General features: G+C 66.5%; 11 protein-coding genes. 2 read left to right on the top strand and 9 right to left on the bottom strand.

All coding sequences use genetic code 11. From position 1 onward, the window contains the following. Nucleotides 1–239, top strand: a 239-nt coding sequence (locus FHT02_RS21385; RefSeq protein WP_221239599.1) for a hypothetical protein, incomplete at its 5' end; no start/stop codon positions are given. 215 nt (nt 240–454) lie between these two features. Here FHT02_RS21385 and FHT02_RS19795 read toward each other — a convergent pair. From FHT02_RS19795 to FHT02_RS19755, 9 genes are all read right to left on the bottom strand, one after another. After that, the gene (locus FHT02_RS19795) at nt 455–946 is read right to left on the bottom strand and encodes an FKBP-type peptidyl-prolyl cis-trans isomerase (RefSeq protein ID WP_343057013.1); all 492 of its coding nucleotides are present in this window, start codon (nt 944–946) and stop codon (nt 455–457) included. A gap of 285 nt (nt 947–1,231) precedes the next feature. Further along, nucleotides 1,232–2,098, bottom strand: coding sequence for an S-methyl-5'-thioadenosine phosphorylase (locus FHT02_RS19790; RefSeq protein WP_184091694.1), 867 nt, complete (start codon nt 2,096–2,098; stop codon nt 1,232–1,234). Beyond that, nucleotides 2,095–3,522: an amino acid permease gene (locus FHT02_RS19785; protein ID WP_184091692.1), complete on the bottom strand. Its 1,428-nt coding sequence runs from the start codon at nt 3,520–3,522 to the stop codon at nt 2,095–2,097. Before FHT02_RS19785 ends, FHT02_RS19790 begins: the two co-directional genes overlap by 4 nt. An 82-nt stretch (nt 3,523–3,604) precedes the next feature. Then, complete coding sequence (locus tag FHT02_RS19780) at nt 3,605–4,417, bottom strand: glutaminyl-peptide cyclotransferase (protein ID WP_184091690.1); 813 nt, start codon at nt 4,415–4,417, stop codon at nt 3,605–3,607. 69 nt (nt 4,418–4,486) lie between these two features. Next, nucleotides 4,487–4,888, bottom strand: coding sequence for a lysozyme inhibitor LprI family protein (locus FHT02_RS19775; protein ID WP_184091688.1), 402 nt, complete (start codon nt 4,886–4,888; stop codon nt 4,487–4,489). Nucleotides 4,889–4,959: 71 nt separating this feature from the next. After that, nucleotides 4,960–8,325, bottom strand: a complete 3,366-nt coding sequence (locus FHT02_RS19770; RefSeq protein ID WP_184091686.1) for an amidohydrolase family protein — start codon at nt 8,323–8,325, stop codon at nt 4,960–4,962. Between the two features lie 16 nt (nt 8,326–8,341). Next, nucleotides 8,342–10,084 (bottom strand): DUF885 domain-containing protein, encoded by a 1,743-nt coding sequence (locus FHT02_RS19765; protein WP_184091684.1) that lies wholly within the window; start codon nt 10,082–10,084, stop codon nt 8,342–8,344. A gap of 11 nt (nt 10,085–10,095) precedes the next feature. Continuing rightward, nucleotides 10,096–11,913 carry a DUF885 domain-containing protein gene (locus FHT02_RS19760; protein WP_184091682.1) on the bottom strand — a complete coding sequence of 606 codons (1,818 nt, stop codon included), beginning with the start codon at nt 11,911–11,913 and terminating at the stop codon, nt 10,096–10,098. An 89-nt stretch (nt 11,914–12,002) separates the two neighbouring features. Then, a complete protein-coding gene (locus FHT02_RS19755; protein ID WP_184091680.1) occupies nt 12,003–12,926 on the bottom strand; it encodes a LysR family transcriptional regulator in 924 nt (307 codons plus the stop codon). A 94-nt stretch (nt 12,927–13,020) separates the two neighbouring features. On the opposite strand from FHT02_RS19755, the gene FHT02_RS19750 reads away from it, so the two are divergent. Beyond that, nucleotides 13,021–13,719 (top strand): pirin family protein, encoded by a 699-nt coding sequence (locus FHT02_RS19750; protein WP_184091678.1) that lies wholly within the window; start codon nt 13,021–13,023, stop codon nt 13,717–13,719. Nucleotides 13,720–13,770 lie beyond the last annotated feature (51 nt).

The following is a 13,770-nucleotide window of genomic DNA, read 5'->3' as shown; positions in this document are numbered from 1 at the left end:
GCTTGGAACAGGCTCGTCGATCAGCCTTGGCGCATCATGACCATCGGCCGGCGCCAGTGGGCATGTCGGTTCTGATCAATGCAGGTTGGTATAAGCTCATCACCGAGCTTGCTCAACAAAGGGGAGGGCTTGATGAAGCTGATCGCAGCAATCATCGCTGTCTATGCCTCAGCTACAAGCAGCGCTCTGGCATATCCGCAAGCATACAAGCTCACTTGCGTGGGAACTGGCCATTCTAAGGGGAATGCGGGCCTTCGCGGAATAGTGAGACCAAGTACCGGATCGAAGGCGAGGGCCAGCGGATTTCCATCCGCGGCGACAATCAGGAATATTGCGTTCAAGGATCCGCCTGCACTGTCAAAGTGAGTGAGGACGCGGCGCGGTGCACGTTAGCGAGGTTCCTCAAAACGACGCCGCTCCGGCTTCATACAACCGCGCCCAGCGCAAAGGGCGCTTACTTACCCTCAATCCCCAGCAGCTCGATCTTGAACAGCAGCGTCGCGCCACCGGGGATCGGTCCCTTGCCAACCGGCCCATAGGCCAGGTCCGACGGCGACGCGATCTCGATCGTGTCGCCCACGCCCATCATCGGCACTGCCATCTGCCAAGCCGGGATCAGCGCGCCGAGCGGAAAGGTCGCCGGTTCGTTGCGGGCATAGGAGCTGTCGAACTCCGTCCCGTCGACCAGCGTGCCGGCATAATGGATCGTCACGGTGTCCTCGACCACCGGATGCGCACCGGTGCCGGTGCCCTTGATCCGCCGCCAGCGCAAATTTCCCGGCAGCGATTGCCAGCCGTCGCTGGCCTTGAGCTGCGCCAGCGCCAGCGACTGGCGGTTATGCCAGGCGGCGTCCTGCGAAGGCCCCTGCTCATCCGTCTGCGCCACTGCGAACCCCGCCGCGCCAAGACCGAACACGCCCAGCACCACCAACCAAGGCTTCTTCACGTCCCGCTTCCTTTCATCTCACGTGCAGGCGACATCCCCCGAAAGGCGACGGCTTGCAATGTAGGATTTGCGCTGCTTTGCTCGACGTTGCTCTTTCTTACCGTCGAACCTCCATCGTCCGGCCGCCTTTGCAGCCGAAGTGCGGAGTGCGCCTTTGTCACGTCACGCGTTCGGCGCCGCGCCGTCATCCAACCAAAAGGTTGGTTGAAACGCCCTGTTTGCCCCGTGCTCTCTCGGGCGCGGATCATCGCCAGACCGCAACTTCCTCAACTTTACTGGGCGCGATCAGCCAAGCGCCCGCCCAGCCACCGCATCCAGCTTGGCAAGCACTTCCGGGTCCCGCGCATTCGGCGCGGTGATCAGCGCCGAGTCGAGGCATGTATCGATCGGCGACGGCGCGCGCTCCGGCGGCAGGGTACGCAGCAGGTGCATGACCAGCTTGCGCGCCTTGGCCGCATTGTCGGAAAGCTGCGCGATCACCTGCGCGACATCCACCGCGGCCTCATCCTCGCGCCAGCAATCATAATCGGTGACCATGCCTACCAGCGCATAGGGCAGCTCGGCCTCGCGCGCGAGCTTGGCCTCCGGCATCGCCGTCATGCCGATGATGTCGCACCCCCAGCCGCGGTACAGCTTGCTCTCCGCCCGAGTGGAGAATTGCGGCCCCTCCATCGCCAGATAGGTCCCGCCCGCATGCACCTGCGCACCCGCCGCCCGCGCCGCATCCGCAGCCATTCCGGACAGCCGCGGACACACAGGATCCGCCATGGAGACATGCGCGACCATGCCGCTCCCGAAGAAACTGGAAGGCCGCCCTTTCGTGCGGTCTATAAACTGGTCCGCCACGGTGAAGCTGCCTGGCGGACGATCCTCGACCAGGCTGCCGACCGAGGAGATCGCCAGCACGTCCGTGACGCCCACGCGCTTCAGCACGTCGATATTGGCCCGCGCGTTCAGCTCGGACGGGCTGATCCGGTGCCCTCGGCCATGGCGCGGCAGGAACACGACGCCGACATGCCCCACGCGTCCCTGGAACAGCTTGTCGGACGGTTCGCCCCAAGGGCTCGCCACCTCCACCCACGCGCCATCTTCGATACCGTTCACGTCGTACAGGCCCGATCCGCCAATGATCCCGATCGTCCAGCCACTCATGCCGATGCCTTGTCCACGTTGCGGCGCGAATAGGCGAAATAGACGCCCAGCCCCACTAAGTTCCAAATTCCGAACAGGAATTGGGTCTGGCCCGGCAGGCTGATGAACAGGTACAGGCAGCCAAAGATCGCACCCAGCCCCACCAGCCAGGCTGCCGGCGTCCGGAACGGACGTACCGCCTCCGGCGCGCGCCGCCGCATCACCAGCATGCACAACCCCACCGCCGCGAACGCGGTCAGCGTGCCGGCATTGGCCAGTGCCGCGATCGCGTCGATCGGGAAGAACGCGGCGAAGAAGGTCACGACGCCCGCAGTGAAGATCGTGATCCGCACCGGCGTGCCCCGCCTCGACACCCGCGCCAGGCTTTCCGGCAGCATCCGATCCCGCGCCATCACGAAGAAGATGCGGCTCTGACCATAGAGGAACGCCAGGATTACGGTCGGCAGCGCAATCACTGCCGAGGCGGCGAGCACGGTCGCGGTAAAGGGTTGGCCGATCTCCCTTAGGATGAGCGCCAGCGGTTCGGGGCTGTCGGCGAAACGGGTATAGCTGAGCGCGCCCACTGCCGTGACCGCAACCAGCATGTAGATGACGACACAGGCGACCATCGATCCGACGATACCGATGGCGAGGTCGCGGCTCGGGTTCTTGGCCTCTTCCGCGGCCGTGGAAATCGCGTCGAACCCGTAAAAGGCGAAGAAGATGATCGCCGCCGCCGCCATCACCCCACGTTCGACGCCGTCGCCGCTCAGATGCTTGGAGAAACCGAACGGCGCGAAAGGCTCGAGATTAGCCGGATCGAAATAAGGCAGCGCCACCGCGACGAAGACCGCCAGCGCGATCAGTTTGACCACCACCAGCACCGCGTTCAGCGTTGCGCTTTCCCGCGTACCGACGATCAGCAGCCCGGCGACGACTCCGACGATGATCATCGCCGGCACGTTCACCCCCCATTGCGTGACCGCGCTTCCCACCATCACCGGCCCATGGGTAAGGGCGGCGGGCAGGTGGATGCCCAGCCCGGCCAGGAACCCGGTGGCATAGCCCGACCAGCCAACCGCCACTGTCGCCACCACCAGCGTGTACTCGGCCAGCAGGCTCCACCCGACGACCCAGGCGACCACTTCGCCCAGCACCGAATAGCTGTACGTATAGGCACTGCCCGATGCAGGGATCATCGTCGCCATTTCGGCATAGGCCAGTGCCGCGCACGCACAGATCGCCCCCGCCACGATGAAGGACAGGATCACCGCCGGTCCCGCCCGGTCGGCACCCACTCCGATCAGCGTCAGGATGCCGGTACCCACGATCGCGCCAACGCCCAGCGCAACCAAGTGCGGCCAAGACAATGTGCGCTGCAATTGATGCTCGTGTGGCCGATCCGCCTCCGCGGCGATTGGCTTCAAACGAAACAGGCTGGCCATCCGCAATCCCCTTTGCCGATGGTGTAGCGTCCGACGGGAAAGGTTCAATGTCGCTTGCGCGAACGCTGTCGCTACCAAATTCTCAGCGGGCGCAGGACATCAGCGTCTGCGCGTCTTGGGAGGCCACCTTGTCGCCCTGGCGGACCTGGTAGAGTTCGGGCCAGCGCTTGCCGGTGACGAACAGACGCTTGGCCTTGGCATCATAGGCAATGCCGTTGGCAACATCATCGATGCCGCGCGTCTTGGGACCGAGCGCGCCGACGTCGAGGAAGCTGTGGACATGCCCGGTCTTGGGATCGATCCGGGCGACCAGGTTGGTCTGCCAGATATTGGCGTAGATCTGGCCGTCGACCCATTCGAGCTCGTTAAGCTTGGCCACCGGGCAGCCGTTGGCGGTTACGGCAAGCGTTCCCTTGGGCGCCAGCGTCTCGGGATCAAGGAAGCGCAGCGTTGACGTGCCGTCGCTGAGGATGATCGACTCTCCGTTCTGAGTCATACCCCAGCCTTCGCCCGTATAAGAGAAGCTGCCGCGCGGAGCGAGATCGTCGAGCCCGTAGATGAAGCCGGCCTGGTCCTTCCAGGTAACCTGATACAGCCGGTCCTTCCAGGCGACGATCCCTTCGCCGAAATAGGGCGCGGGAAGCTGGTCTTCCTGAAGCACTTCGCCGGTTTCCAGCCGCACCTTGCGGATGCCCGAGCTGCCTTCCTCGCCGGTACCCTCATAGAGCAAGCCATTGTGGAAGAAGAGACCTTCGGTGAAGGCTTGGGGGTCGTGCTTAAAGGTGGCGACGGTCTGCACGCCATAGACCGGCACTCCACTCGGGGTGCGGGCATAAAGGAACCAGCCCCCGGCCAGGAGCACAAGAGTGACGAGCACGAGGAGGATGCGCTTCATACCAAGGGGCTTAAGCCAGCCAGGCGCCAGGCGTCCAGCCGAATAGACGGCTTTGCCAGCCCTCGGGGATCAGCCGCGCGCCGCAAGCGCCCTGGCGCGGGCTTTGGTCACGTCCACCCAGCATTGCGTGGTGACGACGCCGGCCATGGTGCCGCCGCGGTAGCGGTCGCCCTTAGCGATGCAGGTGCGGTCGCGCGACTTCAGCCAGGCGCGCTGCTCCGCCAGGAGCTTCTGTCGCGCCGCAAGCTTCAGGCGGGCGCGGAGCGCCGAATAGCGGGCGCTCATCGCGGCATCGGCGACGCGAAGTTCGTGCGCGGCGCAGTGCTGCATGTCGAAGGTGCTGATGCACGATGTCGGAGCGGGATCCTGGAACGCCGGGTTGGTCATGAACGCGCCGGCACTCTGCGCGGCGGCAGGGCTGGCGGCGGACAGCACGCCCATCAGGGTTATGAAGAAGCGCTTCTTGATCATGCGCCGTTAACGCCTTCCAACAGAATTAGTGCCTCCGCCTCCGGAGCCGGGCTCCGGAGGCGGCGATATGGTCACTTTGCCTCCGTCTCCCACCAATAGCTGCCCCGCTTGGCGGTACCGGTAGCGACTTCGTCGAGCGTCCGAGCGTCGTACAGCCGGCCGCCGAGCATCACCTGGCGCACCTTATCGCTGTTGCGAATATCGGCGGTGGGATCGGCGTCGAGCACCACCAGATCAGCGAGCTTGCCCGGCTCGAGCGAGCCGATGTCGCGCGCCATGCCCAGCGATTGCGCCGAGACGATGGTGCCGGCGCGCAGCGCCTCCACCGGCGTCATGCCGCCGCGCACGAACGACCACAGCTCCCAATGCGCGCCGATGCCGGCCTGCTGCCCATGCGCGCCAATCGAGACCAGCACGCCGCGCTTGGCGAGCTTGCCGGCCTCACGAGCATTATCGTCATCGACGAAGTTGCTTTCGGGCGCCTTGATGCGACGGGCATTGCCTTCGAGCAGCACCGTCGGCGGAGTATGCGCCTGGAGCAGCGGGTGCGCGAACACGTCGGTCGCCTGGCGCCAATAGGGATCGCCGGCAAGGCCGCCATAGGAGACGACCAGGGTCGGCGTGTAGTTGGTCTTGGTCGCCGGGAAGAACTGGAGCACGTCGTCGTAGAACGTCTCGAGCGGAACATTATGCTCCAGCGTCGAGTTGCCGTCGGCGACCAGGTTCATGTCCATGCCGAACAGCGAACCGCCCTCGGCCACCACTTGCATGTTCTCGCGCCGGGCGGCCTCCACCACCTGCTGGCGCTGTTCGCGGCGGGGCTGGTTGTAGTTCTTCACCGAATGCGCACCCTGCGCCTTCAACCGGCGGACATGGGCGAGCGCGTCGTCTAGGCTGTCGATCTGGGCGTACACGTCCGCGGCCTTGGCGCCGTAGACGATCTCCCCGGTGGAGAAGATGCGCGGAGCGAGGATCAGTCCGGTGCGCTGCATCTCCGAGGCCGCGAAGATCTCCGAAGAGCGGTTCGAGGGATCGTGGATCGTGGTGGTGCCGAGCGCCAGGTTCTGGAGCATCGACCAGTTGCGCTGGGGGATCAGCTCGTCGAGCCCGGCGGGGCCGTGCGCGTGCGCGTCGATCAGGCCGGGGATGATGGTCTTGCCGGCGGCATCGACCAACGTCGCCCCCTGCGGGATCTGCGTCGAGGCCCGCGGGCCGACCGCGACGATGCGGTCGCCGTGGATCACCACCACGCCATCGTCGATGATCCCGCCCGAGGCGTCGGCCATGGTGACCAGACGCGCGCCGGTGATCGCCACCGTGCCGCTCGGCTTGGCCGCCTCCACGCTGCGGGCGAGCGACACGCCGGTCGCAGGTGGCACGAACGCGGGAGCCCCCTCGGGCCGTGGCGCGCTGGGGAAGAGCTGCGCAGTCTGAGCGGTGTAGACCGTCGGTCCTAGGCTCCAGTGCAGCTGTGCGCCGTCATTCGACCAGTGGATATAATCGGCACCACCCGCGCTGACGCGGGTGACCGGCAGCGCCTTGGTGTCGGCGGCGAGCGAGACCGACTGGTTGCCTGGCATCAGCGGGACGACATAAGCGGCGTAGTTCTGGCGGAAGGCGACGAACTCGCCATTGGGCGCAACCGAAAAGTCGGTTACGAGCTCACCATTGGCGTGGACGCGCTTGTCCTGGCCCGACAGGTCGGTGCTCACCAGTTGGCGCTGCGACTTGCCGCCTTCATTGGCCTCTCCGAGCATGTAGAGGCGGTCATTGCCCGGGCCGAACTGGGGCGAGGCCATGCCGGTGGCAATGCGAGTGATGTCGCCGCCCCCCGTCGCGATGCGGTAGACGCCGGGGTCCTGCGACCATTTCGGGCTGGTCAGGCTGCCTGCCGACACACGCTCGAACACGATCGTCTTGCCATCGGGCGAGAAGCGCGGGCGGGCGAAGTGGCCGGGCTGCGTCGTCACGTCGCGGGCGTTGCCGCCGCTCGCGGCGACGGTGCGGATATGGCCCAACCCGTCATCAGTCCAGCCGACGAACACCAGCGAACGGCCGTCGCGCGACCAACTGGGGAACAGTTCGAAACCATCATCACCCGAGGTGAGGCGACGCGCGGTGCCGCTGCCCATCGGCTTGACCCACAGCTTGCCCAGCGATTCGAACACGACCAGACGGCCATCGGGCGACACCGCGGCGAAGCGCGGCATCGACGTCGTGAAGCGCTCTGGCGCGACCGCGATCTGCGGGTGCGGCGCGTCGATCACGCCGCGGGTGTCGTCGACGCGGAAAGGGATCTCGCGCATGTTGCTGCCATCGGCATCAATGCGGCGGATCTTGCCCTTGGCCCAGAACACCAGCGACTTGCCGCCGGGCAGCCACGCCATGTTCGGGTAGACGCCGGTCACCGCCCAGGTCTCCTGCACGTCCTGGTCGAGATCGTCGTAGATCTTGCGCTCTTCGCCCGAGACGAGGTCCTTGATGTAGAGCTTGGAGCGAGTCGCTTCGCGGCGGACAAAGGCGATGTAGCGGCCGTCGGGCGAGGGCGTCGGGCGCACCGCGCCGCCGGCGCCGGTCACCGCCTTGCTGATCTCGCCCGTCGCCAGTTCATAGCGTTCGATGTCGAACAGGTTGGTGTTCGAATCCTGGGCATATTCGAAGATCGGACCCGGCGTGACGTTGCGGGTGTAATAGATCGACTTGCCGTCGGGCGCATAGGTCGGCTCGCCCAACTCCTTCTGGTGCGCTTCGTTCGGGCGCTTGACCAGCATCACGCCGGCGCCGCCCGAGACATGGTAGAGCCAGACCTCGCCAGTGCCGAGCGAGCGGCCGGTGGTGAAATGCTTCTTGGCGGCGATGTAGCGCCCGTCGGGGCTCCAGCTCGGCTGGTTGAGGAGGCGGAATTCCTCCTTGGTAACCTGGCGCTTGTCCGAGCCATCGCGGTTCATGACCCAGATATTGTCGCCGCCGCCACGATCCGAGGTGAAGGCGATGCGCCGCCCGTCGGGCGAGAAACGCGGCTGGACTTCCCAGGCGAGCCCTTCGGCGATGCGGGTGGCGGGTCCGCCGGCGATCGGCATGGTATAGATGTCGCCGAGCAGGGTGAAGGCGAGCGTCTGACCATCGGGGCTGACGTCGACATCCATCCAGCTGCCTTCGCTGACGCGGATCGGCACCTGGCGGATGGTTGCGCCTTCGGGCGCGTTGACGTCCCACTTGCGCTTTTCGGCCTTAGGTGCGGCGACGCTCTGCGCGGCAGTTGCGGGAGCCGGGGCGGCGTTGGGCAGCGGCTGGGGCTGCGCGTCGGAACGGACCACCTGGTCCTCGGGAGCCTGGGTCTGCTGCACGGGCGGCTGGGGCGGCGTGGCGGCGACCTGGGCCTGGGCCTGGTGCGCGGCGAGCGCCGCCATCGAGACGAGTGCGATCCGTAGTTTCATGATGTCCCCCTTGTTCTTAGTTCTTGGTATCGGCATGTGGATTGGGGCCGCCCGCGTCAATCCAGCGATCAACCTGTTCTTCCAGCAGCGGCAACGGCACCGAGCCGAGGCTCAGCACCAGATCGTGGAACCAGCGCTGGTCGAACTTCTCGCCCAGCCGGCGCTCGGCATCGGCCCGCTTGCGGCGGAAAGTAAGCTCGCCAAGCTTGTAGGCGAGCGCCTGGCCGGGCCAGCTGATATAGCGGTCGACCTCGGTCTCTACCTCGCGCTGCGACAGCGCGGTGTGCCCGGCGAGATAGTCGATAGCCTGCTGGCGGCTCCAGCCCTGATGGTGAATGCCGGTGTCGATCACCAGCCGCGCGGCACGCCACATCTCGTAGGACTGGCGGCCAAACTCCTCATAGGGCGTGCGATAGATGCCCATCTTCGTGCCGAGCCATTCGGTGTAGAGCCCCCACCCTTCGCCGAAGCCCGAGAAATAGGTCTGGCGGCGAAAGGCCGGCTGGTTGGGGCCCTCGCCGGCGATCGCCGCCTGCAGGCTGTGGCCCGGGCTGCATTCGTGGAGGGTGAGCGCCGGGATCTGATAAAGCGGGCGCGCCGGCAAGTCGTAGGTGTTCATCATGCACGACTCCAACCCACCACGGCCGGCGGTGTAGAAGGGCGCGATTGCGTCTGGCACCGGCCGGATCGTGAAGCGATAGCGCGGCAGGAAGCCGATGGTGTTCTTGAGCTCGCCATCGACGCGCTTGGCGACATAGGCGGAGACGCCGAGCAGCTCGTCGGGCGTTCTGGCATAGAAGCGCCCATCGGTGCGCAGGAACTGGATGAAGGCGGCGAGGTCGCCGGTGAACCCCGCCGCCTGCTTCGTCTTCTCCATGTCTGCCTGGATGCGCGCGACTTCCTTGAGGCCGATGGCATGGATCTGCTCGGCGGTGAGGTCGGTGGTCGTGTATTCGCGGATCTGTGCCTGGTAGAACGCCTTGCCGTCCGGCATCACTTCGGCCGCCAGCGTGGCGCGGGCACGCGGCAGATACTCGCTGCGGAAGAAGCGCAGCAGCTTGGCATAAGCGGGGACGATCTGTTCGGCGATGGCGGCGCGGGCGGCCGTGCGCAGACGCTCCTGTTCCGCCGCGGGGATGCCGTCGGGAAGCTTCTCGAACGGTACGTAGAAGGGGTTCTTGCGCGGATCGGTGATGGCGAAGGCCTCGATCGACGTGTCCCGCCCGGTGAGCGTCGCGCGCGGCACGCTGAAGCCGCGCGCCAGCCCGGCCCGCATGTTGGCGATCTGCTCTTCGAAATAGCGCGGCACGTCGCGCATACGGGCCAGATAGCGGTCATATTCCGCCGCCTTTTGGAACGGCTGGCGCGCGGCGATGCCCGACCAGAAGTTGCTGTCGGCGTTGAACGGCATTTCCCACAGGCGGAACTGCTGCTCGGCGACCGATGCTTCAAGCGTGGTGCGAAACACCGCCGCGTTGATCCGCTCCGGCTCGGAGAGCTCGGCGGCGGGAATGCGGTTCAGCGCCGCGAGCGCCGTCTGCCAGTAAGCGAGCCGGCGTTGCTGGGTCGCAGGATCGACGCGCGGCAGATAGTCGGCGCCCGCGATCCAGTTCTCATCCTCCTCAAGCCGGCCGAACTCCTTCTGCCGCCAGCGCCATTCGGCGTCGTAGAGGGTGCGGAGCTGGGCGTCGGCACTGGTCTGCGCGGCGGCGGGGGCGGAGACCAGCAGGGCGCAGGCCAGCAGGAACTGCTTCGACATTCGCGCTCGGTTCACGCGCGGCGGGCGCGCGTGCGCTGCGCGACCAGTTCTTCCATGACGGTCAGCGGCATCGCCCCGCTGAGTAGCACCTCATGGAACCACTTCAGGTCGAAGCGGTCGCCCAACGCCGTTTCGGCGGTCTTGCGCGCGCGGGTCCAGGCCATGTGGCCAACCTTGTACGAACAAGCTTGGCCGGGTTGGGTGGAGTAGCGCTCGACCTCGCGCTGGGAACGCGGCGCGGCCATGCCGGTGGTGTCGACCAGATATTGCGTCGCCTGTTCGCGGGTCCAGCGCTTGGTGTGGATGCCAGTGTCGACCACCAGCCGGGCGGCGCGGAACAGGAAAGACTGGAGATAGCCGGCACGTTCGAGCGGGGTCTGATAGGCGCCGAGTTCGTCGGCTAGCTGCTCGGCGTAGAGTGCCCAACCCTCGGTATAGGCGCCGAAGAAGCCGAGTTTGCGCAGCAGCGGGATTTCCTTGGACTGCTGCGAGATGCTGATCTGGAGGTGATGGCCAGGAACACCCTCATGGTAGGTCAGCGCCGGCAGGCTGTATTTGGGCCAGTCGGCCGGGTCCTTCAGGTTGATGAAGTAGATCGCCGGGCGCGAGCCATCGAGCGCGGCGCGCTTGTAATAGCCGTTGGAGGCGCCGTCCTGGATTTCGACGGGGACCGCGCGGATCTCCAGCGGCGCGTCGGACACAGTGGCAAAGGCCTGGGGCAGCCTGGCCTGCATCTGCCGGGCGCCGCCGTTCAGCGAGGCGATCAGCGCCTCTCTACCCGCAGGGGTGTCGGGGTAGAGCTGGGTGGGTTCGCGGTTGAGCGCCGTCAGGCGCTGGCTGACGGTGCCGCTCGCCATGCTGTTGGCCTTCAGGATCGTGTCGAGCTGGGCGCTGATCTCCGCCACTTGCGCCAGTCCCATGCGATGGACCTCGTCAGGGGTGAATCTGGTGGTGGTCGCCTGCTCGAGCGCAGTCGCGTAGAGGGCGTCGCCGTCCTTCAGACGCCAGACGCCGGCACCCGGCTTGGTCTGTCCGCGCAGCTGCGTGACGAGCGCGATCTGGCGGTCGAGCGCGGGATAGACCTGCGTCTCGACGATCTTGGAGGCCGAAGCGCCCCAGTCGCCGGCAATCCCCTTGCCCTGGGCACGGTCTGCAAGCGAGCGGACCAGGCTGCTGCTTGCCGGGACGACGCCGCGCAGCTTGCGCATCTGGCCCAGCGTCAGGTCGAGCGCGAAGTCCGGCGCGATGAAGCCCCGCGCCGCCTGCTCGCGCTGGACCGCCAGATCCTGGTCGAGCACGGTTGCGAAGGCAGCGAGCCGGGCCAGATAGGCGTCGGCATCCTCCCGCGTCTCAACGACATGGGTGTCGTTCAGGAAGTCGGGAACGCTGAAATAGGCGCCGCCCTGCTGGAAGATGCGATAGGGGCGGATCGCGGTGTCGATACCGAAGCGCTCGGGCGCAGCCGTCTGCTGGCGGAGCGAATAGAGGACGATCTCGCGGTTGAGCGCCCCGGCGGGGGTCAGGCCGGCGGTGGAAAAGCGCTCCAACTCACCCAGCCACTTCTGGGTCGCGGCCAAAGATTGCTGGCGGGCGGCGGTGGACACGTCGTCCAGCCGGCGCTTGGCGGCAGCTCGCGCGCCCTTGTCGAAGCCGAGCGAGGTGGCGAACTGCGGCGAGCGGTCGAGACGATCCTCGACGATGCGGTCGAACAGCGCATTGAGCCCTGCGTCGGCGCCGCCCTGCTGCGGGGCTGCAAGGGCGGACGGGGTACCCACCGTGGCGACGGCGAAGGCGCTGGCCGAGCAGCCGAGAAAAGTCCGACGATCCATGTGAGTCCCTCTGTAGTCCCTGGCCGAGTGTGGACGACGTGGCCGTCGACCAACAAGGGCTTTCGCGTGTCTGGCGATCGAACGCCAGATCAGGCGTCGGGCAGCCCCCCGGCATCGTCTGCGGCGCTTTCGACGAAGCGGTCGAGCAGCCAGGACGCGGCAGGTCCCGGCGGCGCGTCGCGGCGGTAGATGCCGCAGAAGCGATAGGCACCGCCTGGACGCTCAGGCATGGCGAGACGAAGCAGCGTGCCCGCGTCGAGGTCGGGCTCGATCATCGGCAGCGGCATGTTGCCCCAACCGATCCCCTCGCGCAGCAGCGCGTGCTTGGCGCCGAGATCGGCCAGCCGCCAGGTGCGCGGGCTCTGCACCGCGAAATCGCGGCCCGCAGTGATCGGCGAACGGTCGGTCAGCACCAGCTGGACATGGTCGCGCGCGGCGCCCGGCGGGATCGGGTGCAGGCGCGCGAGCGGATGGTCGGGCGCGGCGACCGGTACCATCTCGACCGAGCCGGCCGCGCGCAGTTCGACGCCGTCCACCGATGTGGCGAGCGGGCCGCTGATCCCTACCCCCGCCTTGCCGTCGAGCACCAGGGCGGTGACCGCGCCGAGCGCCTCGACATGGAGGCGCAGCGTGACAGTTGGAAACTCGGCGCGGAAGGCGCGCAGCACCGCGCCGAGGCGGGCAGTCGGCAGCATGACATCGACCGCGAGGCTGACTTCGGCCTCCAGTCCTTCGAGCAGCCCTTTTACCTTGGCGCGCAGGCCATCCATGCCGTGCGCGACCGTGCGCGCTTCGGCCAGCACCGCCTTCCCGGCGACGCTCAGCTGCGGCTTGCGCCTGCCTTCCCGGTCGAACAGCGTGACGCCAAGCTGCGCCTCAAGATTGGCGATGCCGTAGCTTACCACCGACACCGCACGATTGAGCTTGCGCGCAGCCGCGCCGAAGCTGCCGGTCTCGACGATGGCAAGGAACAGGCGAAGCTGATCGAAGGTGGGTGTACCGGGGGCAGTCATTCAACTTTCTCGAACGATTATGCCGAGTTTATCTCACTGAGCAGGAGGCAGGGCAAGCCGTACATGGTGTCCAACAGCTCAACGGAGACACTCAATGATCGAACTTCGGCCCTTCGCAACCCTTGGCGGCGACAATCATGGCTGGCTCGATGCCAAGCACCATTTCTCGTTCGCCAACTATCATGATCCCAAGCGCATGCACTGGGGCAATCTGCGCGTGTGGAACGACGACACCATCCAGCCCCAGACCGGCTTTCCGGCGCACCCGCACCGCGACATGGAGATCATCACCTATGTCCGCTCCGGCGCGATCACCCACCAGGACAATCTGGGCAACAAGGGCCGCACCCCGGCCGGCGACGTCCAGGTGATGAGCGCAGGCACGGGCATCACGCACTCGGAATATAATCTGGAGGACGAGGTTACGCAGATCTTCCAGATCTGGCTGCTGCCGACCCGCAGCGGCGAGAAGCCGAGCTGGGGCGCCAAGCCCTTCCCCAAGGGCGAGCGTGCCGGGCAGTTCGTGGTGCTCGCCAGCGGCTACGACAATGATAATGACGCGCTGTCGATCCGCACCGATGCCCGAGTGGTGGCCGCGACGCTGAAGGCCGGCGAGACCGCGGAATATCCGCTGGGCGCTGACCGCAAGGCCTATCTGGTGCCCGCCACCGGCAAGATCGAGATCGACGGCGTGACGGTGAATGCCCGCGACGGCGCGGCGATCAGCGATGTGGCGACGCTGAAGGTCACTGCAATCGAAGACAGCGAGGTTGTCCTGGTAGACGCCGCCTGACCTCCCTTGGCCGCCGCGCTTTTCCCCCCGGGCGTGGCGGCCATTCCTCTT

The organism is Sphingomonas xinjiangensis (assembly GCF_014199255.1).
GTDB lineage: Bacteria > Pseudomonadota > Alphaproteobacteria > Sphingomonadales > Sphingomonadaceae > Sphingomonas > Sphingomonas xinjiangensis.
Note: the sequence above shows the minus strand (reverse complement) of the source record. Positions and strands in the feature narration are given on the sequence as shown.

Coding starts and splice junctions, on each gene's coding strand:
- FHT02_RS19790 (WP_184091694.1), bottom strand. CDS start 2,098: ATGAGTGGCTGGACGATCGGGATCATTGGCGGATCGGGCCTGTACGAC.
- FHT02_RS19785 (WP_184091692.1), bottom strand. CDS start 3,522: ATGGCCAGCCTGTTTCGTTTGAAGCCAATCGCCGCGGAGGCGGATCGG.
- FHT02_RS19780 (WP_184091690.1), bottom strand. CDS start 4,417: ATGAAGCGCATCCTCCTCGTGCTCGTCACTCTTGTGCTCCTGGCCGGG.
- FHT02_RS19775 (WP_184091688.1), bottom strand. CDS start 4,888: ATGATCAAGAAGCGCTTCTTCATAACCCTGATGGGCGTGCTGTCCGCC.
- FHT02_RS19770 (WP_184091686.1), bottom strand. CDS start 8,325: ATGAAACTACGGATCGCACTCGTCTCGATGGCGGCGCTCGCCGCGCAC.
- FHT02_RS19765 (WP_184091684.1), bottom strand. CDS start 10,084: ATGTCGAAGCAGTTCCTGCTGGCCTGCGCCCTGCTGGTCTCCGCCCCC.
- FHT02_RS19760 (WP_184091682.1), bottom strand. CDS start 11,913: ATGGATCGTCGGACTTTTCTCGGCTGCTCGGCCAGCGCCTTCGCCGTC.
- FHT02_RS19755 (WP_184091680.1), bottom strand. CDS start 12,926: ATGACTGCCCCCGGTACACCCACCTTCGATCAGCTTCGCCTGTTCCTT.
- FHT02_RS19750 (WP_184091678.1), top strand. CDS start 13,021: ATGATCGAACTTCGGCCCTTCGCAACCCTTGGCGGCGACAATCATGGC.